Consider the following 20,410-nt stretch of genomic DNA (forward strand, 5'->3'; position numbering starts at 1 on the left):
GGTATAACGGTGGAACAGCTCAGTCGCGGACCAGCAGTGCGACAGGCAGCAGGTCGAGCACCTCCCAGACCCGCACGGTGCCGCTGAAGCTCCCGCCGGTGAGGGCATCCTTCCACTGCCCGTCGGGCAGCACCAGGCTTGTCTCGCCCCAACCGCCGGCAGCCTCCAGCCCCACGGGAAGCCGCGTCGCCAGGGTCAGCGCACCGCCGCGGTCGAAAGCGAACAGGTGTTCTGCCTGCTCGCCCTCCGCCTGCAGCGGTGCATAGTCCGAGAACAGCTCCGGGCGGTCGCGGCGCAGACGCAGCGCCCGCGAGGTCACCAGCAGCTTGGCATCGCCGGTCTCGTCCACTGCGGGCACGGAATGCTCGCGCGCCACCGAAGGATCGTCGCGGCGCTCGTCGAGGGCGGCCAGTCGCTGCGCGATCTCGGCGTGGCCCACCGGGCGGCGGTTGTCCGGATCCACGAGCGCAGGAGCCCACTGCTCGGAGCCCTGGTAGACGTCCGGCACGCCGGGCACGGTGAGCTGGATCAGCTTCTGCGACAGCGCGTTCGACCAGCCCGGTGCCTGGACTCGACGCACGATGCCCTCCACCGTGCCGCGCACGGCCGGGTCCTCCAGCACCAGGTCGATCAGCCCGCTGAGATCTGCCTCGAAGGCCTCGTCGCCGTCGACCCATGCGGTCGCGGTCCCGGACTCGCGGGCGGCCTTCAGTGCGTAGTCCACGGCGCGCTCGCGGCTGATGGGCCAGGCCCCCACCATGGCCTGAAGCACCAGGTTCACCAGCGTGCGATCGGCCAGCGGACCGACGCCCCTGGCTTGGGCATCGCGCTCCACGGAGGCGAGCGCCACGGCCCACTCCTCCCCGATCTCGGCGAGCACGCTGATCCGCGCGCGCACCGACTCCGAGCGCTTGGTGTCGTGGGTGGACAGGGTCGTCATGGCCAGCGGCTCGTCGCGGTGACGACGCGCGAACTCGTCGTGGGCCTCCTGAGCGGACAGCGAGAACGACGACGGATCCCCGCCCACCTCGGTGAGCGAGGTGAGACGGGAGTAGCGGTAGAACGCACTGTCCTCCACGCCCTTGGCCATGACCATGCCGGAGGTCTGCTGGAAGCGTCGTGCCGCCGGAGTCAGCTCCGACTCGTCCTCGACCCCCAGCCCCAGGACCGGGCCCAGAGCGGTGAGCACCTCGGCCAGCTCCGGACGGGAGCCCTGCGAGGCCTCCAGCGCCTCGGCCAGGTGCTCCGAGCCCCACGGCAGGTAGGTGCGGTAGACGCCGAAGCAGCTGAGGACCTCGCTCAGGGCGTCCACCAGGGTCTCGTGCGAGACGCCCTCCAGGGCGGGCTCGACGGAGGCCTCGCGGGCCAGGCGCTCGACCTCGGCATGCAGGGACCCGTCCGTCACGGCCCGCTTGGTCCCGTGGATCATCCGCTCCCAGTCGCCCTCCTGAGCCTGCTCGGCGCTCGAGCCGGCGCGCAGGGAGGCGTCCAGAGCGGTCAGCGGGTACTCCCCGTCCGGGTCCACGAGCAGCCGGTCGATCACACCCAGGGCGTCGTAGCCCGTGGTGCCGGCCGTCAGGCCCTGCTCCAGCCATTCGCGCGGCAGCAGCTCCCCGGGCTCCAGGATCTTCTCGATCAGGGTGTAGCGCCCGCCGGTGAGCTCGGCCAGCCAGCCGAGGTACTGCGCGGGATCGCGCACCCCGTCCGGGTGATCGATGCGCAGCCCGTCCACCAGGCCCTCGTCGATCCAGCGACGGACCTCCACGTGCGAGTCCTCGAAGACCTGGCGGTCCTCGACCCTGATCCCCGCCAGGGTGGCGATCGTGAAGAAGCGGCGGTAGTTCAGGGCAGCATCCCCGCGGCGCCAGTTGACCAGCTGGTAGTTCTGCCGCTCGTGGATCATCCGGGCAGGCTCCGTGGCCCGGCCGTCGTCATCGAACATCGCCGTGCCCTCGGCCACCGGGTAGACGTTGTCGAAGTAGGTCAGCACCGGCTGCCCGTCGCGCAGCTCGACCTCGAGCTGCTCCAGCGCCTGGTCGGCCCGACCCGGGCGCGGAGTGCCGTCCTCGTCGGCGTCGTCGCCGAGCACCGGGATCATCACCCGGTCGCCGAAGGACTCCCAGTCGACGTCGAAGGCCTGCGCGTGCTCGGAGCCGCGTCCGTCGCGCAGCAGCGACCACCACCACGGGTTCTCCGGCGGGGAGGCCACGCCCTGGTGGTTCGGCACGATGTCCACCAGCACGCCCAGGTCCAGCTCGTGCGCCGAGCGGCAGAAGCGGTCGAAAGCATCCCTGCCCCCGCGGGCCGGGTCGACCTCGGTGGGATCGGCCACGTCGTAGCCGTGGTCCGAGCCGCCCACGGAGCGCAGGACCGGCGAGAGGTAGACCCAGTCCGCGCCGAGCGCCTGCAGGCGCTCGAGCTGCTCGACTGCTGCGGTGAGGTCGAAGTCGGGGGTGATCTGGAGTCGGTAGGTCGAGGCGGGAATGCGCACGTGGTCTCCTCGTGTGCTGGTGCAGGAGCACCTCTCCTGCTGCGGATCCTGGGTGGGAGGGCCGGCCCCGATCGGTCGGGACTGGCCCCAGTCTCAGGCGAGCCGGGATCACCCGGCTCGCGGCTCACTCGTCCGGCTGGGCCTGGGACGCGTAGGCGGCGACGGAGGCCGCCACCGAGGTGTCCGGCTCGTCCTCGGGCTCATCCCACTGGCGCAGCACCACCATGGACTTGGGCTTGAGCACGAACTCCGTCGAGTGCGTGAGCACCGAGCCGTTGCCGTGCTCGCCGGCGGTGTCCAGCAGCTCCTCCCACGTAGATCCGTACTCGGCGGGCGGGAGGGTGCACGTGATGTCCTCCGGGGAGGAGTTGAACCACACCAGGAAGTCGACGTCGGTGATCTGGCGACCGCGGGCGTCCTTGCCTGTGATGCCATGGCCGTTGAGCCACATCCCGAGCGTGCGGGACAGGGGCTCGTCCCAGTCGGCCGGCGTCATGGCCGAGCCGTCGGTGCTGATCCAGGCGATGTCCGGCATGGGATCCTCGTCCGTGCGCTCGTCCATCTCGACCGGACGGCCGTCGAAGAACTGCGCGCGGCGGAACGTGGGGTGGTCCCGGCGCAGGTGGATCAGCGCGGAGGTGAACTCCACGAGCGGGGCGTCGGCGGCGTCCCAGTCGATCCAGGAGATCTCGTTGTCCTGGCAGTACGTGTTGTTGTTGCCGCCCTGGCTGCGTCCGAGCTCGTCGCCGTGCAGGAGCATGGGGGTGCCCTGGGAGAGCATCAGCGTGGCGATGAAGTTGCGCTGCTGCCGTGCGCGCAGCGACAGGACGTCGGCGTCGTCCGTGGGGCCTTCCACACCGCAGTTCCAGGAGCGGTTGTGCGACTCGCCGTCGTTGTTGTCCTCGCCGTTGGCCTCGTTGTGCTTCTCGTTGTAGGACACGAGGTCGCGCAGCGTGAAGCCGTCGTGGGCCGTGACGAAGTTGATCGAGGCGAACGGACGGCGTCCGCTGTTCTCGTACAGGTCCGCCGAGCCCGTGATGCGGGAGGCGAACTCGCCCAGGGTCGAGGGCTCGCCGCGCCAGAAGTCCCGCACGGTGTCGCGGTACATGCCGTTCCACTCGGTCCACTGCGGCGGGAAGTTGCCCACCTGGTAGCCGCCAGGGCCGACGTCCCACGGCTCGGCGATCAGCTTGACCTGGGAGACGATCGGATCCTGCTGCACGAGCTCGAAGAAGGTCGAGAGCTTGTCGACGTCGTAGAACTCGCGAGCCAGGGTCGAGGCCAGATCGAAGCGGAAGCCGTCGACGTGCATCTCGGTGACCCAGTAGCGCAGCGAGTCCATCATCAGCTGCAGCGCATGGGGGTGGCGCACGTTGAGCGAGTTACCGGTGCCCGTGTAGTCCATGTAGAACTTCGGGTCGTCCTCGACGGTGCGGTAGTAGGCGTTGTTGTCCACCCCGCGCATGGACAGCGTGGGCCCCAGGTGGTTGCCCTCCGCCGTGTGGTTGTAGACCACGTCCAGGATGACCTCGATGTTCGCCCGGTGCAGGGCGCGGACCATGGCCTTGAACTCCTGGACCTGCCCGCCGAGGGTCGAGGTCGAGCAGTAGTCGTGGTGCGGGGCGAAGAACGCGATGGTGTTGTAGCCCCAGTAGTTGCGCAGGCCCTTCTCCAGCAGCGTGGAGTCCTGCACGAACTCGTGCACCGGCATGAGCTCGATCGCGGTGATGCCGAGCTTCTTCAGATGCGAGATGGTCGCCGGGTGGGCCACGCCGGCATAGGTGCCGCGCTCGTTCTCCGGGATCTCGTCGAGCTGCTGCGTGAGCCCCTTGACGTGGGCCTCGTAGATCACGGACTTGTGGTATTCGCGCTTGGGCGGGCGGTCGCCCTGCCACTCGAAGAACGGGTTGATCACCACGCCCTTCATCATCAGCTCGGCCGAGTCCTCGTCGTTGAAGGAGTCCTCGTCACCGAACTCGTAGGAGAACAGCGGCTGGCCCCACTCGCGCACGAAGCCGTCCACGGCCTTGGCGTAGGGATCCAGCAGCAGCTTGGAGGGGTTGCAGCGCAGGCCCTGCGACGGTTCCCACGGGCCGTGCACGCGGTAGCCGTAGCGCTGACCGGGCTCGACGTTGGGCAGGAAGCAGTGCCAGACATAGCCGTCGACGGCCTCGACCTCGATGCGCTCCTCGGTGCCCTGGTCGTCGAACAGGCACAGCTCGACCTTCTCGGCGACCTCGGAGAACAGAGCGAAGTTGGTGCCCGTTCCGTCGAAGGTCGCCCCGAGGGGGTAAGCGGTTCCGGGCCAGACTTCGGTCACGACGATGATCTCCTGAAGGTGTAGGGGTTCGGGATCCGCCGCCTGACCCTCGAGGGACGCAGACAGAAAGGACTCCCGGTGCGTCGGCGCACTGCACCGAGCCTAGCGCAGGTGCCGACATCAGGGCCGGACGGCCCCCGTCCGTTCGCGCTCGGCCCCCCTCAGCTGCCCAGATCCGCCCCGGATCCCGCGTCCCCGCGGGTCAGGGCCGCGCGGATGTCCTCGGGGCGGCAGGGCTGCGGGCCCTCTCCTCCCCGCCGCGAGGCGCGCCCCTGCAGCACCACGGCCAGCGCCGCCAGCAGCGACCAGCGCCCGTCGCCTGCGAGCCGGTCGCGCAGACCGCCCCGCAGATGCTCGGGCAGCGAGCTGTCGGCCAGCCACGGGCCCAGGGCGCGCTCGAGCCGCTGCGGCTGGGCGGAGTCGTGGGCCAGCAGGGTTCCGAGCATGCCGGCCAGGCAGTCCCCGGAGCCGGCGGTGGCCAGCCACGGGCTGCCGTCTCCGGCCGTCAGGACGCAGGATGCGCCGTCCCGGTCGTCGTCCGGGTCCGGCGCGCCCTCCGCGGTGCTCGGAGCCGCGACGGTCGTGGTGGCGCCCTTGAGCACGACGGTGGCCCCGGTCGCCCGGGCGGCCGTTCGCGCCCAGTGCACGGGGTCCGCCTCGATCTGCTCGCGCTCGGCAGCCGCGACGCCCTCCGGAAGCCGGTCCCAGGCCTCGCACCAGCGCAGCAGCTCGGCCAGCTCGCCTGCGTGCGGGGTGAGCACGATCCACGGCCGCAGCCGCGTGTCGGCCAGGCTGCGCCCGGCGATCTCCAGGGCTCCGGCATCGAGCACCGCAGGGATCCTGCGCTGCAGCGCTTCGGCCAGCGCCTGCTCGCAGCGCTGGTGCTGCGCCTCGTCGACGGCGCCCGGGCCCGCGATCCAGGCCTGCACATGCTCGTCGGCGGGGGCACTATCGGAGACCACGGCCTCGGGGCTCGTCAGGTTGACCATCCTGCGCGTGGACTCATCGCCCAGGTACCGGACCATGCCGGTCCCGGCGGCCAGCGCCGAGCGCACCGTCAGCACAGCGGCCCCCGGGTACTCCTCGGACCCGGCCACGATCCCGACGACGCCGCGGGTGTACTTGTGGTCCGAGCCGACCGGGCGCGGCCACAGCGCCTCGAGATCGCGATCCTCGAGCCGCAGGACGTCCGGGGATCGCAGGTGCGCCTCGATGCCGATCGGCACGACCTCCACACGGCCGCACAGCCGATCGCCGGGGGCGGTGAGCTGGGCCGTCTTGGCCGCGCCGAAGGTCACGGTGGAGGCGGCGGGAAGCACAGGACCCTCGAGCGCCCCGCCGTCGGCGCTGAGCCCGGAGGGGACGTCGACGGCCACGACGACGGGCCCCTGCCCCCCTGTCTCCTGCGAGCGCTGGTCGAAGGATCGCGCGAGCTCGGCCATGGCACCGCGCAGCCCGCCGGAGGCCCCGGTGCCGAGCACCGCGTCGATCACCAGGTCCGCGCCGAGCAGCAGGTCCAGGGCCTGCTCAACGTGCTCGTCGTCCAGCGACCATGCGCTCACGACTCCGCCGGCCTGCCGCAGAGCGCGAGCGCCGTCCTCGTGCAGCGAGTCGGCCGTGGGGATCGCCGTCACCGCCACACCGGCGCCGCGCAGCGCAGCGGCCGCCCAGAGCCCGTCCCCGCCGTTGTTGCCCTTGCCCGCCAGGACCACGGCGCGGGATCCGGCGACCCGCCCCCGACGAGTGCGCAGGAGGCGCCGGCAGTGCAGCTGCAGGCCGTGCGCGGCCACCGCCATCAGCGCCGGGCCCCTGCCCTGCTCGAGCAGCGGCTGCTCGGCCGTGCGCACGGCCTCTCCCGAGAACCCCGGGCGCATCACAGCACCGCCTCGGCGTCGTCGGGGTCCGCCGAGCCGAGCGATTCCGGATCCGCTGAGCCCGTCGATTCGGCGATCACGTAGGCCATGGCCAGGCCCCCGTCGTGGGACATGCTCAGGTGCCACCGGTCGATCCCCTGACGGGCCGCCTCCCGGGCCACCGTGCCCTCGGTGCGCAGGATCGGGGCGCCCCATTCGGTCTTCTCGATCCAGCAGTGCTGCCAGATCATGCCGGGCGGCGCCTTCAGCGCCTTGGCCGCGGCCTCCTTGGCCGCGAAGCGCGCAGCCAGCGACTGCAGCGGCAGCACCCGCTCGCTGGGCACGAACAGCCGCTCGCGCAGCCTGGGCGTGCGCTCGAGCTGCCGCTCGAACCGCTGGATGTCCACCACGTCGATGCCGCTGCCGATGATCATGCGAGCCAGCCTAATCCCGGTGCGCTGCCCCCGATCCTTCGCAGGAGGTCATCACGGACCGCCTGGATCGGGGCGCGCCGCCTCGGCGGACTACGATGGCGCCGATGAGCACAGCCCCCGGAATCCACCGACTGTCGCCGTTCGTCGAGCTCGACCGGCTGACGTGGTCGCGCCTGTCCGATGAGATCGAGCTGCCGCTGGATGAGGCGGAGATCGAGAGCCTGCGCGGCCTGGGAGATCATCTGGACGCCGACGAGGTGCGCGAGGTCTACCTCCCCCTGTCCCGGCTGCTCACCCTCTACGACACCGCCGCCACCGCGCTGAACAACTCGACCAATCAGTTCCTGGGCCAGGAGCACGCGCGCACCCCGTTCGTCATCGCGATCGCGGGGTCAGTGGCCGCCGGCAAGTCCACCACCGCCCGCCTGCTGCGCGAGCTCATGGCCCGGTGGCCGTCCACGCCCAACGTCCAGCTCGTGACGACCGACGGCTTCCTGCACCCCAACGCCGAGCTCGAGCGCCGGGGCCTGATGCACCGCAAGGGCTTCCCGGAGTCCTACGACCGTCGGGCGCTGCTGCGGTTCGTGGCTGACATCAAGTCCGGGGCGCTGGAGGTCCGGGCGCCCAAGTACTCGCACGTCACCTACGACATCCTCCCGGACGAGGAGGTCGTGGTCACCGCCCCGGACGTCGTGATCATCGAGGGCCTCAATGTGCTGGCCCCCGCCAAGATCGGACCCGACGACCGCGCGGCCCTGGCCCTGAGCGACTTCTTCGACGTCTCCATCTACGTCGACGCCCGGACCCAGGACATCGAGCGCTGGTACGTGGAGCGCTTCCAGCAGCTGCGACACGGCGCCTTCGCCGACCCGGACTCCTATTTCCACCGCTATGCGAGCCTCTCCGACGAGGAGGCCGAGGAGGTCGCCACCGACATCTGGCGCCGCATCAACGAGCCGAACCTGGTCCGCAACGTCCGGCCCACCCGCGGCCGAGCGCAGCTGATCCTCTCCAAGGACTCGGACCACTCGATCCGCCGCGTCCTGCTGCGCAAGAACTGACCCCCCGAACATCCGCACCGCACCCCCGAGCATCGGAGCCCGATCATGACCACCCCCCTCCCACGCCGCCTGGCCGCCTCCGTCACCCTGCTGGGCCTTCTGGGCCTCTCGGCATGCGGATCCGAGCAGCCGCAGGAGGACTCCAGCAGCTCCGCCGCCGCGGACTCCGCCCAGAGCGGCGGCGCGGAGGCAGAGGCTGAATCCGGCGCGGCCGCCGTGTCCGACGCCGACGTCGACACCTCCACCTCGACCGATGTGGTCGTCAACAAGGCGCGCCCGCTGGATCCGGAGGACTACGCCCCGGAGCCGCTCGAGGACATCGAGGGCCAGCAGCTGCGCGAGGACGCAGCCGGAGCCGCCCAGCAGATGCTCTCGGACATGCGAGACGAGGGCATCACCGTGAGCATCACCTCGGCCTACCGCCCCTACGACGAGCAGGTCACCACCTATCAGCACTGGGTCGACGTCAACGGCCAGGAGACCGCCGACACCATCTCGGCCCGCCCCGGGCACTCAGAGCACCAGACGGGTCTGGTCATGGACATCGCCGACGGCTCCGGCTGCGACCTGCAGGAGTGCTTCGCCGACACGGCAGCGGCCCAGTGGGCCGCCGAGCACGCGCAGGACTACGGATTCGTGCTGCGCTACCCCCAGGACGGCGAGGACGTCACGGGCTACGCCTACGAGCCCTGGCACTTCCGCTACATCGGCGAGGAGCGCGCCCAGGAGTTCGCCGACTCCGGAGCTGCCACGCTCGAGGAGTTCTACGGAACGGGCCCCGCACCGGACTACTCCTGACGCCCCAGGTCACGACGGGGTCGCGCCCCGAGAGCAGTGTGACGGAAATCACCTCTGAGATCCGAGAAAAAGCTTCCCGGCAACAGGTTGACACGTCCTTCACCGCTACTGTTGCCCTCATGCTTCAGGGTTTCAAGGAATTCATCATGAAGGGCAACGTCATCGACCTTGCCGTCGCCGTCATCGTGGGCGGCGCGTTCGCCCCCGTCATCTCCACGCTCGTGGACTCGGTCATCATGCCGCTGATCTCGGGCCTGATCGGGTTCCCCAACTTCGATCAGTTCCTGGCCATCCAGGTCAACGGCACCGAGAACTACGTCCGCCTGGGCGCGTGGCTCACCGCCATCATCAACTTCCTCATCATCGCCGCGGCCCTCTACTTCGTGGTCGTCATGCCGATGAACAAGATGATCGAGCGCCGCAACCTGCGCCTCGGCATCAACCCGGACGAGGAGGAGGTCGACCCGCAGGTCGCCCTGCTCACCGAGATCCGCGACGCGCTCGTCCCGGGCGCCGGCCAGGCCGAGAGCGTCTCGCCCAAGGACACGCCGTCCGTCTGAGCCCCACAGGCTCCACCACCCCCATTCACCTCATGATCTGAGAGCACAGCGCCGGGCGGCGCTGGGAGAGAGAAGAAGGCCCCTGCCGCGACTCGCGGCAGGGGTCTTCTTCTGCGCTCGGAGCCGCTGATCAGAAGCAGGAGGAGCCCCGACGGGCGATGCCGTCGGGGCTCCTCCTCATCCTGCGCCGCCGCTTCAATCGAGCAGGCAGCGGGTCTCAGCCGCGGCTTCAGCCCAGGGCGAGCCGCTGCCGCACGACCTCGGCCAGCGCGGCGGCCTCCTCGTCGGCCTGCTCCTGCGTGGCGGCCTCGACCATCACGCGCACCACGGGCTCGGTCCCGGAGGGACGCAGCAGCACACGGCCGGTCTCCCCCAGTCGCTTCTCCGACTCCGCCACGGCCTCCGCCACGCCCTCGTCGGTCGAGGCGGCGGAGCGGTCCACGCCCTTCACGTTCAGCAGACGCTGCGGCAGGCGGGTCATGACCGTGCCCAGCTCGGACAGCGGCAGGCCGGTCCCCGCCACCTGAGAGGCCAGCATGAGGCCGGTGAGCAGGCCGTCGCCGGTCGTGGCCCAGTCCGCCATGATCACGTGACCGGACTGCTCGCCGCCCAGGTTGAAGCCGTGCTCGACCATGGCCTCGAGGACGTAGCGGTCCCCGACCTTGGTCTCGACGATCCGGATGCCGCGCTCCTGCAGGGCGAGCTTGAGCCCCAGGTTGGACATCACTGTCACCACCAGGGTGTCGTCCTTCAGGCGCCCGGCCTGGTGCATGGCCACCGCCAGGATGCCCATGATCTGGTCGCCGTCGATCTCCTGCCCCTGGGCGTCCACGGCCAGGCAGCGATCGGCGTCGCCGTCATGGGCGATGCCGAGGTCCGCCCCGTGGGCCACCACGGCCTCCTTCAGCGGCCCCAGGTGGGTCGAGCCCACGCCGTCGTTGATGTTGAGGCCGTCGGGCTGGGCGCCGATCACGACCAGCTCGGCCCCGGCATCGCGGAACGCGTCCGGAGACGGACCGGAGGCGGCGCCGTGGGCGCAGTCCAGAACGATCTTCAGCCCCTCGAGGCGGTGCGGGATGGCCGCGACCAGGTGCATCACGTAGCGGTCCTCGGCGTCGGTGAGGGTGCGGATGCGTCCCACCCCGGCGCCGGTGGGCCGACGGAAGTCCTTGGCGTCGTAGACGGCCTGGATCCGGTCCTCCACGGCGTCCGGCAGCTTCTTGCCGCCGGCGGCCAGGAACTTGATCCCGTTGTCCGGGGCCGGGTTGTGCGAGGCGGAGATCATCACGCCGAAGTCCGCCTCGGTGTCGCCCACCAGGTAGGCCAGCGCCGGGGTCGGCACGGTGCCGGCGTCCTCGACGTCGACGCCTGAGGCCGCGAGCCCGGCGGCTACGGCCGCACCCAGGAACTCGCCCGAGGCCCGGCCGTCCCGGGCGAGCACAGCCCTGGGGCGGCGGCCATCAGCCGCATGGTCGTGGCCCAGCACGATGGCCGCTGCCTGAGAAAGGTCCAGCGCCATGTCTGCCGTGAGCAGCTCATTGGCCAGACCGCGTACGCCGTCGGTTCCGAAGATTCGTGTCATCGATCCAACATCCTAGGCCCGTGGGCCGCGCTGACGCATTCCATCCACCACATGCGGAGTCGTGGCTCGGCTGGACACTGGGCCCGGGTCTCGCCGCCGACGAGTGGCAGCGGCACGGACAGCCGCCGAGGAGTCCCGTCGCAGGCGCCCTGTCGACGCGACAGCGCCCCGCCGCTGACGGACGATGTCCGTGTGCGACGGGGCGCTGGGTCAGGCAGTCCCGATCAGGCGGGAGCTGCGCAGAGGCGCTGGATCAGCGCTTGGAGTACTGCGGGGCCTTGCGGGCCTTCTTGAGGCCTGCCTTCTTGGACTCGATGACGCGGGCGTCACGGGTCAGGAAGCCTGCCTTCTTGAGGGTCGAGCGGTTGTGCTCCGCGTCGATCTCGTTGAGCGCGCGGGCGACGCCCAGGCGCATGGCACCGGCCTGGCCGGAGGGGCCGCCGCCGTGCACCAGCGCGATGACGTCGTAGGCGCCCTGCAGGTCCAGCAGCGTGAAGGGGTCGTTGACCTCCTGCTGGTGCAGCTTGTTGGGGAAGTACTCCTCCAGCGTGCGGCCGTTGATCTTCCACTGGCCGGAGCCGGGGATCAGGCGAACGCGAGCGACAGCCTCCTTGCGGCGGCCGGTGCCCTGGCCGGGGACGGTCAGCGCCGGACGCTCGGTGGCGACGGCGGACTCGGCGGCTGCGCCGGTGGACTCGGAGGTGTAGGAGGTCAGCTCCTCACCGTCCTGCGCGAACTGCTCATCAGTATTCTGAGCCACGATGTTCTCCTTGTGTCAGTCGTTCTCGTAGGCCCGGATTACTGGGCGACCTGGTTGAACTCGAAGGTCTTGGGCTTGTTGGCACCGTGCGGGTGCTCCGGGCCGGCGTAGACCTTGAGCTTGGACAGCTGCTGAGCCGCCAGCTTGTTCTTGGGGAGCATGCCCTTGATGGCCTTCTCTACCGCACGCTCGGGGCTCTTGGCGAGCAGCTCGGCGTAGGTGGTCGCGGTGAGGCCGCCGGGGTGGTTCGAGTGGCGGTACGCGATCTTCTTCTGCAGCTTGTCGCCGGTGAGGGCGACCTTGTCCGCATTGACGACGATCACGAAATCGCCGGTGTCGACGTGAGGGGCGTAGGTGGCCTTGTGCTTGCCTCGCAGCAGGACTGCCGCGTGGCTGGCCAGACGGCCCAGGACGACGTCGGTCGCGTCGATGACGTACCAGTCACGCTGGACGTCACCGGGCTTCGGGGTATACGTGCGCACGTTGATCTGCCTTCGTTCGATGAAGAGTGGCCCTGAGTTGGGGTCAGGGGCCGGGTTCCGTGTGCCTCCGGGGCTCGGGTGAGGGCCGAGCAGCATCCGGGTCCCCAGAACCTCAGCGCACCAGATCGCCCTGTGCCCTGCAACTGGACGGCGGATCCGGGTACACGTGAACCGAGGCGGGACACGCACAACAGCAGGCCACCTTACCCGAAGCGGCCGTCCGTTTCCACCGGGGCCGGCCCCGGCTCAGGCCCCTTCCCGACGCGCTCGCGTGAGCCGGGCTCGCTGCGCCAGCTGCGAGTCCTCCGGATACACGACCTCCTCCAGGACGAGCCCCCGGGGAGGCGCCAGCAGCGTCTCGGAGGACCTGGACCGCTCCTCCAGCCTGTCCCGCAGCCAGGAGGCGGGCCGCTCGCCCTTGCCCACCCGGACCATCGAGCCGACGATCGAGCGGACCATCGAGTGGCAGAAGGCATCGGCGCGCAGCTCGACCTCGAGCAGACCGCTGTCGGTGCGCCGCAGGGAGATCTCCTGCAGCTCCCGGATGGTGGTCGCCCCCGTCCGGGGGCGGCAGAAGCTCAGGAAGTCGTGCAGCCCCGGAAGCGGCTCGACGGCCTCCCGCATGGCTGTCTCGTCCAGCCGATGATCGAGGGCCCAGGTGGACTTCCGGGTCAGCGGGTCGTGGCCGGCCGCTCCGTCGTCGATCCGGTACACGTAGCGCCGCGCGACCGCCGAGAATCGGGCGTCGAAGCCCTCGGGGGCGGGCCTGGCTCGTCGCACGACGATCGCCCCCGGGATCTCCGCAAGCCCCCGTCGGCGCCTGTCGGAGCCCAGGATCCGGCTCAGGCCTCCGGCCAGGCGCCGCTCCAGTCCGTCCGGTCGCGGACCCTCCCGACCGCTGAGCACCCGCATCGCCTGCTCGCCGGTGAGATCGGCATGGGCGACCTGCCCGCGGGCGTGCACACCGGCATCGGTGCGTCCTGCCACCACGAGCCGGGCCGGAGCGCGAACGACCAGCTCCAGGGCAGCCTCCAGGCTGCCTTGGACCGTCTCCAGCCCGGGCTGCACAGCCCAGCCCGCGAATGGCGTGCCGTCGTAGGCCAGGTCCAGGCGGAAGCGCACCGCCTCGGCGGCGCCCGCCCCTGCTGGGCTCTGCCTCTGCGTGCTCATCGCCTCGCCTCCCTCATCCGTCGTCGATCGGTTGCCGCGCTCCTGGGCGGTCCACCGGGGCGGATCCTTCAGCCCCGGCAGCGTCCTGTGCGCGATCGCCGCCCGACCAGCGCACGGCCCGGCTGCTGCCGCCGTCGGCCCTGCGGAAACGCGAAAGCCGCCGTGCGGATGCGCAGGCATCCGCACGGCGGCCGTCGTCGGCCCGAGACCCGAGAGCCTCAGAGCCCGAAGATCACTCGCCGTCGATCTTCTGGGCGGCTGCGCCGCCTGCCGGGGCGAACCCGGCCGCCTCGGCGTTGGCCTTGGTGTCGAACCAGACCTCGGCGCGGGTGGAGGCGTACCAGCGCGAGCCGGGCACGTGGAACTTCATGGAGTCCTTGTTGCCCTTGATGGTGAAGCCCTCGGGGGTCTCGCCGGACTCGAGCGGCTTGGCGGAGCCGGCGAACTCGTCGGCCTCGATGTCGCCGGAGGCCTGGGCCTCGGCATCCGCGGCGGCGGCGCTGACGCCGCCCTCCTCGGCCAGCGGGGTCGAGGGATCGGACACGACGTCCTCGGCAGCAGCCGGCTCAGCGGCAGCGGCCGGCTCGGCGGCCGGAGCCGCAGTGCGCGTGGCCGCCTCGGCCTCGGCGACGGTCGCCTTGGTGGCCACGGGCTCCATGACGAGCTCGATGACCGCCATGGGCGCGTTGTCGCCCTTGCGGTTGCCGATCTTGGTGATGCGGGTGTAGCCGCCCGGACGGTCCTCCATCGCCGAGGCGATGGTGGTGAACAGTTCGTGCACGACGGACTTGTCGGACAGCTGGCCCAGGACCTTGCGGCGGGCGTTGAGATCGCCCTTCTTGGCGGCGGTGATCAGGTTCTCGGCGTACGGGCGCACGCGACGAGCACGGGTCACCGTGGTGGTGACGCGCTTGTGCTCGAAGAGCTGCTGCGACAGGTTGCGCAGGATCAGGCGCTGGTGCGCCGGGCTGCCGCCGAGACGGGGTCCCTTGGTAGGTGCAGGCATGGTGATTGGTCTCCTGGAAGTGACTCAGCCGTTGCCGTCCGGCGCTCGGGGCGCGCGGCGGTCCGGATGAGGAGAGGCGGAAGGATTACTGAACGTCGAACGGGTTCTCGTCGTCGATGGCCGCGGGCCGCGCGGCCGCCTCGAACCCGGGAGGCGAGTCCTTGAGGGCCAGACCCAGCTCCTGGAGCTTGGCCTTGACCTCGTCGATGGACTTCGCGCCGAAGTTGCGGATGTCCATGAGGTCCGCCTCGGAGCGGGTCACGAGCTCGCCCACGCTGTGGATCCCCTCGCGCTTGAGGCAGTTGTAGGAGCGCACCGTCAGCTCGAGATCCTCGATCGGCAGCGCCATGTCGGCGGACATGGCGGCGTCGGTCGGGGACGGGCCGATCTCGATGCCCTCCGCCTCGATGTTGAGCTCGCGAGCCAGGCCGAACAGCTCCACCAGCGTGGTGCCAGCCGAGGCCATGGCATCGCGCGGGGAGATGGACTCCTTGGTCTCCACGTCCAGGACCAGGCGGTCGAAGTCCGTGCGCTGCTCGACACGGGTGGCCTCCACGCGGAAGGTCACCTTGAGCACCGGCGAGTAGATCGAGTCGACCGGGATGCGGCCGATCTCGGCATCCGCCAGCTTGTTCTGAGCGGCGGTGACGTAGCCGCGGCCGCGCTCGATGGTCAGCTCGAGGTTGAGGCTGGCCTTCGAGTTCAGCGTGGCGATCGGCAGACCCGGGTTGTGGATCTCGACCCCGGCCGGCACCTGGATGTCAGCGGCAGTGACCTCGGCGGGCCCCTGCTTGTTCAGGTACGCGGTGACGGGCTCGTCCTCCTCGGAGGACACGGCCAGCTTCTTGACGTTCAGGATGAGCTCGGTGACATCCTCCTTCACGCCCTCGATGGTCGAGAACTCGTGGAGGACGCCGTCCATGCGCACGCTGGTGACAGCGGCACCGGGGATCGACGAGAGCAGGGTGCGGCGAAGCGAGTTGCCGAGGGTGTAGCCGAAGCCGGGCTCCAGCGGCTCGATGGTGAACCGGGAGCGGTTGTCGGCCACGACCTCTTCGGAAAGGGCAGGACGCTGTGCAATGAGCACTGATGTTTCCTTTCGGCGTGCCTCCGCTATATGACGCACGCAGGTGGTGGAGCACTCTCTGGACGCTGCCGTCGGAATCGGGCCCGACGGCTGCGGAGGGCACGGCCGGCGCGAGGGGCGGGGCCCCGTCGCCGCTCAGCCGTGCCGGTGATCAGACGCGGCGGCGCTTCGGGGGGCGGCAGCCGTTGTGAGCGCTCGGGGTGACGTCCTGGATCGAGCCGACCTCGATGCCGGTGGCCTGCAGGGAGCGGATCGCGGTCTCGCGGCCGGATCCCGGGCCCTTCACGAAGACGTCGACCTTGCGGACGCCGTGCTCCTGCGCGCGCTTGGCAGCGGCCTCGGCGGCCATCTGAGCGGCGTACGGGGTCGACTTGCGGGAGCCGTTGAAGCCCATCTCGCCGGCCGAGGACCAGGAGAGGACCGCACCCGACGGGTCGGTGATGGTGACGATGGTGTTGTTGAACGTCGACTTGATGTGGGCCTGGCCCTGGGTGACGTTCTTCTTGTCCTTGCGACGCGGCTTGCGAGCGGCGGTCGCACGAGTCTTAGGGGGCATTTCTACTCCTGCTGCGTGGTGGTCTTCTGTGCATTCGGCGCGACGAGCGGTCGCACCGGTTCAGATCAGGTGAGCGCGTTACTTCTTCTTGCCGGCGACGGTGCGCTTGGGGCCCTTGCGGGTGCGAGCGTTCGTCTTGGTGCGCTGACCGTGCACAGGCAGACCGCGACGGTGGCGGATGCCCTGGTAGCTGCCGATCTCGACCTTGCGGCGGATGTCGGCGGCGACCTCGCGGCGGAGGTCGCCCTCGACCTTGAAGCTGCCCTCGATGAAGTCGCGCAGTGCGACCAGCTGGGAGTCGGTCAGGTCCTTGACCCGGACATCGGAGGGGATCTCGGTGGCCGCGAGGGCCTCCTTGGCGCGGGTCGGCCCGACGCCGTAGATGTACGTGAGTGCGATCACCACGCGCTTGTCGCGCGGAAGATCGACGCCTGCGAGACGTGCCATATCGGCTGTTCTCCTCGGTTCGTTCCGGAGGTCTGGAGCATCGCTGTCCATCGGTGGGCATGAGCCCTGTTCCGTGGTCCCCGGCCTCCGTGCCCGGGGGTGCCCGCCTGGATCTCTCCGGTCGGGAGCGGTGCCTCTGTCATCCGCCGCTGGTGCGGCGGATATCTCGCCTCAGAGCTGATTCAGCCCTGACGCTGCTTGTGGCGCGGGTTCTCGCAGATCACCATGACTCGTCCGTTGCGGCGAATCACCTTGCACTTCTCGCAGATCTGCTTCACGCTCGGCTGGACCTTCATCGCATTCCTTCGCGTTTGCTGGACGAATCGGCGCCGCCGGCAGGACCGACGACTCTCCGACTCACTTGTAGCGGTAGACGATCCGACCCCGTGAGAGGTCGTAGGGGCTCAGCTCCACCACCACACGGTCCTCCGGGAGGATCCTGATGTAGTGCTGGCGCATCTTTCCGGAGATGTGGGCCAGGACGATGTGGCCGTTGTCGAGCTCAACCCGGAACATTGCGTTCGGGAGCGCTTCGACCACGCCGCCTTCGATCTCGATGACTCCGTCTTTCTTAGCCATGTACTCCGCTCACTTCAGTGCCCGCTCCCGAAGGAGACGGGCGGGGTTCGGCTCTCTGTCTGCAGATCTCTGCTGCTTCCGGTCCCGCGCACGACAGCCGACGCCCGGGGGCGAGACAGGTGCGGGGCGATGTCCGGGCACGCAGAGGGATACGCAGACAACCAGCAGAAGACATTACGCTACTGCGGCCCTGTGGACAAGATGGTCCGGGGCCTCCTTCGGCCGCAGGAAGGGTGATCTCGATCCCTCCGGGCGGTCGCCCAGTGCTCGGCTCAGCTCGCGGCGGCCAGCTGCCCGCAGGCGCCGTCGATGTCCGAGCCGCGGGTGTCGCGAACGGTCGTGGGGATGCCGTGGGCACGCAGGCGCTCGACGAAGTTCTGCTCCACGCCCCGGCGCGAGGCCGTCCACTTGGAGCCCGGGGTGGGGTTCAGCGGGATCGGGTTGACGTGGACCCAGCCTGCTCCGCGGGCGTTGAGCTTCTCCCCCAGCAGGTCGGCGCGCCAGCCCTGGTCGTTCATGTCCCGGATCAGGGCGTACTCGATGGACACACGCCGTCCGGTGGCATCGAAGTACTCACGGGCCGCATCCAGCGCCTCGTCGACCTTCCACCGGTTGTTGATCGGGATGAGCTCGTCGCGCAGCTCGTCGTCCGGCGCGTGCAGGGACAGGGCGAGGGTGATCGGCAGGCCCTCGCGGGTGAACTTGCGCATGCCCGGCACGAGCCCGACGGTCGACATGGTCAGCCCGCGGGCCGAGATGCCCAGGCCCTCCGGCGCCGGGTCGATCAGGCGGTGGACCGCCTGCATGGTCGACTTGTAGTTGGCCAGGGCCTCCCCCATCCCCATGAAGACGATGTTCGAGACACGCTGCGGATCCTGCTCGCGGCGCCCGACCTCGCCGTCGCGGGTCATGCGGATGCCCTCGACCACCTGGCCCACGATCTCGGCTGCCGAGAGGTTGCGGGTCAGCCCCGCCTGCCCCGTCGCGCAGAACGGGCAGTTCATGCCGCAGCCGGCCTGGGATGAGATGCACATGGTCACGCGGTTCGGATACCGCATGAGCACCGACTCCACGAGGGCTCCGTCGAAGAGCCGGTGCACGCGCTTGACGGTGTCTCCGCCGTCGGCCCTGAGCGTGCGCACGGTGCTGAGCAGCTCGGGCATGGTGTCGTGCACCAGCTGCTCGCGCCCGTCCTTGGGCAGATCGGTCATATCCGCCGGATCGGAGGCGAAGCGCTCGAAGTAGTGGCGCGAGAGCTGCTCGGCGCGGAAGGGCTTGTGCCCCATCTCCTTGAGCATCTCCCGGCGTCCTGCCATGTCCGTGTCGGCGAGATGGCGCGGAGGCTTGCCGCGACGGGCGGCCTGGAACACGAGCTGGCCCGGCACCGGGCGCGGGGTGTCCGCGGTGCCGGCATCCGGGTCGGTCTGCTCCATGTCCACCGGCGGCTGGGCGGTCTCGACCTCCGAGATCTCGGTCTCGGCGTCATCTCCCAGGATCTGCGCCTCGTCGAGCTCCTCGACGGGGGCGATCGGCGTCTCGGGCCGACCCACGGTCGGATCCGGCAGCGGCTGGTTGGTCTGGCTCACGATGTCTCCAGGCCCCGGTGGGGCGGTGTCGGTTCTGCGGCGCGTCCCGATCAGGGTCGCTCATGAGGGGAGGGCTGTGTCTTCTCAGCTGCCGGGGATCGGCACGGGCGTGACGCCCAGGGGCTCGAGCTCGGAGGCACCGCCGTCCTCGGCGGTCAGCACCCACAGCCCGCCGCGGTGGATCGCCACGGAGTGCTCCCACTGGCTGGCGCGGCCGCCGTCGTCGGTGACCACGGTCCAGTCATCGGACAGGGTCGAGGTAGCGATGCCTCCGGTGACGAGCATGGGCTCGATGGCCAGGCACATGCCCGGCTTGAGCGCCGGCGAGCCGCCCGAGGCGCGGTAGTTGAGCACGTCCGGGGCCATGTGCATCTGCGAGCCGATGCCGTGGCCCACGTAGTCCTCCAGGATCCCCAGGCGCTGGCCCACGCGCTCGCGCACGTGGTCCTCGATCGCCGCGCCGATGTCGCCGACACGGGTTCCGGTGGCCGCCGCGGCGATGCCGCGCCACATGGCCTCGCGGGTCACGTCCGAGAGCAGCTGGTCCTCCTCCGACGGGTTGCCGAGGATCACGGTGCGGGCGGAGTCGCCGTTCCAGCCGTCGACGATCGCGCCGCCGTCGATCGAGAGGATGTCCCCCGTCTCCAGGACGCGCTCGCCCGGGATGCCGTGGACGACCTCCTCGTTGACGGACACGCAGACCGTCGCCGGGTAGCCGAAGTAGCCCAGGAAGTTGGACGTGGCCCCGTTGGCGGCCAGCACCTCGCGGAAGGCGGCGTCGACGTCTGCCGTCGTGGCCCCCGGGCGTGCGGCGGCCACCGCGGCGTCGAGCGCGCGGGAGGTCACCACGCCGGCACGGACCATGCCGCGCAGCTGCTCATCGGTCTTGTACTCGATCTTGCGGCGGCCGAACATGCCGCCCCCTCTCTTCTCGGGCAGTGCGCAGGGCCGGTGCTCGCGGCACCGGCCCTGCGCTGTCGTGCGACCCCGCTGGGGCCATGGTGGTCTCCGCCGCGCCGCGCACCCGTGGGTGCATCATGCTCTCGGAGGCTGCGCCGTCCGGCGGCGGATCAGGCCAGGGCCTGAGCGATCCGCTCGGTGACCTCGTCGATCGTGCCGAGGCCGTCGACCTCGGTGACCAAGCCGCGGTCGGCGTAGAGGCCGATCACCGGGGCGGTCTCGCGGTCGTAGACGTCCAGTCGGTGCCGGATGACGTCCTCGGTGTCATCCGTGCGGCCCTGCTCCTGGGCGCGGTTGAGCAGTCTCGCGACCAGCTCGTCCCGATCCGCGGTCAGCTGCAGGACGACATCCAGCTGGGTGCCGGACTCCTGCAGGATGCGGTCGAGCTCCTCCGCCTGGGCGGTGTTGCGCGGGTAGCCGTCGAGCAGGAAGCCCTCGGCGCAGTCGTCCCACGACAGCCGATCGCGCACCATGCGGTTGGTCACGGAGTCCGGGACCAGGTTGCCGGCATCGGTGTAGGACTGGGCCTCCTTGCCGAGCTCGGTGCCGCCGCGGATGTTCTCCCGGAAGATGTCCCCGGTCGAGATGGCCGGGATCCCCAGGCGCTCGGCGATGCGCACCGCCTGGGTGCCCTTGCCCGCACCGGGCGGGCCGATGATCAGCATGCGAGTCATGTGC

Annotated in this window: 20 protein-coding genes; 3 read left to right on the forward strand and 17 right to left on the reverse strand. The window is 70.3% G+C overall.

The window, feature by feature from the left end; all coding sequences use genetic code 11:
• Positions 1–19 precede the first annotated feature (19 nt).
• The 4 genes from treY to JOE55_RS04340 form a co-directional block, all read right to left on the reverse strand.
• Positions 20–2,491, reverse strand: a complete 2,472-nt coding sequence (gene treY, locus JOE55_RS04325; protein ID WP_204782139.1) for a malto-oligosyltrehalose synthase — start codon at positions 2,489–2,491, stop codon at positions 20–22.
• 124 nt (positions 2,492–2,615) lie between these two features.
• Positions 2,616–4,811, reverse strand: coding sequence for a glycogen debranching protein GlgX (gene glgX, locus JOE55_RS04330; RefSeq protein ID WP_204782140.1), 2,196 nt, complete (start codon positions 4,809–4,811; stop codon positions 2,616–2,618).
• Between the two features lie 161 nt (positions 4,812–4,972).
• Complete coding sequence (locus JOE55_RS04335; protein ID WP_204782141.1) at positions 4,973–6,685, reverse strand: NAD(P)H-hydrate epimerase; 1,713 nt, start codon at positions 6,683–6,685, stop codon at positions 4,973–4,975.
• Positions 6,685–7,098: a holo-ACP synthase gene (locus tag JOE55_RS04340; RefSeq protein ID WP_024289944.1), complete on the reverse strand. Its 414-nt coding sequence runs from the start codon at positions 7,096–7,098 to the stop codon at positions 6,685–6,687. The genes JOE55_RS04335 and JOE55_RS04340 overlap by 1 nt, the downstream gene beginning before the upstream one ends.
• A gap of 104 nt (positions 7,099–7,202) precedes the next feature.
• On the opposite strand from JOE55_RS04340, the gene coaA reads away from it, so the two are divergent.
• From coaA to mscL, 3 genes are all read left to right on the forward strand, one after another.
• Complete coding sequence (gene coaA / locus JOE55_RS04345; RefSeq protein ID WP_053448314.1) at positions 7,203–8,159, forward strand: type I pantothenate kinase; 957 nt, start codon at positions 7,203–7,205, stop codon at positions 8,157–8,159.
• Positions 8,160–8,204: 45 nt separating this feature from the next.
• Positions 8,205–8,957, forward strand: a complete 753-nt coding sequence (locus tag JOE55_RS04350; protein ID WP_006213474.1) for a M15 family metallopeptidase — start codon at positions 8,205–8,207, stop codon at positions 8,955–8,957.
• Positions 8,958–9,076: 119 nt separating this feature from the next.
• Positions 9,077–9,517 (forward strand): large conductance mechanosensitive channel protein MscL, encoded by a 441-nt coding sequence (gene mscL, locus JOE55_RS04355; protein ID WP_204782142.1) that lies wholly within the window; start codon positions 9,077–9,079, stop codon positions 9,515–9,517.
• 229 nt (positions 9,518–9,746) lie between these two features.
• On the opposite strand, the gene glmM is transcribed toward mscL, so the two are convergent.
• From glmM to JOE55_RS04420, 13 genes are all read right to left on the reverse strand, one after another.
• Complete coding sequence (glmM, locus tag JOE55_RS04360; RefSeq protein WP_053447815.1) at positions 9,747–11,099, reverse strand: phosphoglucosamine mutase; 1,353 nt, start codon at positions 11,097–11,099, stop codon at positions 9,747–9,749.
• 253 nt (positions 11,100–11,352) lie between these two features.
• Positions 11,353–11,859 carry a 30S ribosomal protein S9 gene (gene rpsI / locus JOE55_RS04365; RefSeq protein ID WP_024289940.1) on the reverse strand — a complete coding sequence of 169 codons (507 nt, stop codon included), beginning with the start codon at positions 11,857–11,859 and terminating at the stop codon, positions 11,353–11,355.
• A 38-nt stretch (positions 11,860–11,897) separates the two neighbouring features.
• Entirely contained in the window at positions 11,898–12,341 is a 444-nt protein-coding gene (rplM, locus tag JOE55_RS04370; RefSeq protein WP_006213478.1) for a 50S ribosomal protein L13, read from the reverse strand.
• A gap of 246 nt (positions 12,342–12,587) precedes the next feature.
• The gene (gene truA, locus JOE55_RS04375; protein WP_024289939.1) at positions 12,588–13,511 is read right to left on the reverse strand and encodes a tRNA pseudouridine(38-40) synthase TruA; all 924 of its coding nucleotides are present in this window, start codon (positions 13,509–13,511) and stop codon (positions 12,588–12,590) included.
• 232 nt (positions 13,512–13,743) lie between these two features.
• Positions 13,744–14,517, reverse strand: coding sequence for a 50S ribosomal protein L17, sunset domain variant (gene rplQ, locus JOE55_RS04380; RefSeq protein ID WP_024289938.1), 774 nt, complete (start codon positions 14,515–14,517; stop codon positions 13,744–13,746).
• Positions 14,518–14,602: 85 nt separating this feature from the next.
• Positions 14,603–15,604: a DNA-directed RNA polymerase subunit alpha gene (locus JOE55_RS04385; protein ID WP_006213481.1), complete on the reverse strand. Its 1,002-nt coding sequence runs from the start codon at positions 15,602–15,604 to the stop codon at positions 14,603–14,605.
• 151 nt (positions 15,605–15,755) lie between these two features.
• On the reverse strand, positions 15,756–16,160 hold the full coding sequence (rpsK, locus tag JOE55_RS04390) for a 30S ribosomal protein S11 (RefSeq protein ID WP_006213482.1): 405 nt from the start codon (positions 16,158–16,160) through the stop codon (positions 15,756–15,758).
• Between the two features lie 78 nt (positions 16,161–16,238).
• Positions 16,239–16,607, reverse strand: a complete 369-nt coding sequence (rpsM, locus tag JOE55_RS04395) for a 30S ribosomal protein S13 (RefSeq protein WP_006213483.1) — start codon at positions 16,605–16,607, stop codon at positions 16,239–16,241.
• A 182-nt stretch (positions 16,608–16,789) separates the two neighbouring features.
• Complete coding sequence (rpmJ, locus tag JOE55_RS04400) at positions 16,790–16,903, reverse strand: 50S ribosomal protein L36 (protein WP_006213484.1); 114 nt, start codon at positions 16,901–16,903, stop codon at positions 16,790–16,792.
• Positions 16,904–16,964: 61 nt separating this feature from the next.
• A complete protein-coding gene (infA, locus tag JOE55_RS04405; RefSeq protein ID WP_006213485.1) occupies positions 16,965–17,186 on the reverse strand; it encodes a translation initiation factor IF-1 in 222 nt (73 codons plus the stop codon).
• A 272-nt stretch (positions 17,187–17,458) separates the two neighbouring features.
• A complete protein-coding gene (gene rlmN / locus JOE55_RS04410; RefSeq protein WP_051452760.1) occupies positions 17,459–18,619 on the reverse strand; it encodes a dual-specificity RNA methyltransferase RlmN in 1,161 nt (386 codons plus the stop codon).
• A gap of 237 nt (positions 18,620–18,856) precedes the next feature.
• Positions 18,857–19,687: a type I methionyl aminopeptidase gene (map, locus tag JOE55_RS04415; RefSeq protein ID WP_006213487.1), complete on the reverse strand. Its 831-nt coding sequence runs from the start codon at positions 19,685–19,687 to the stop codon at positions 18,857–18,859.
• Positions 19,688–19,842: 155 nt separating this feature from the next.
• The gene (locus tag JOE55_RS04420) at positions 19,843–20,406 is read right to left on the reverse strand and encodes an adenylate kinase (RefSeq protein ID WP_204782143.1); all 564 of its coding nucleotides are present in this window, start codon (positions 20,404–20,406) and stop codon (positions 19,843–19,845) included.
• Between the last annotated feature and the right edge of the window lie 4 nt (positions 20,407–20,410).

The sequence above is a fragment of the Kocuria palustris genome (genome assembly GCF_016907795.1).
Lineage (GTDB): Bacteria > Actinomycetota > Actinomycetes > Actinomycetales > Micrococcaceae > Kocuria > Kocuria palustris.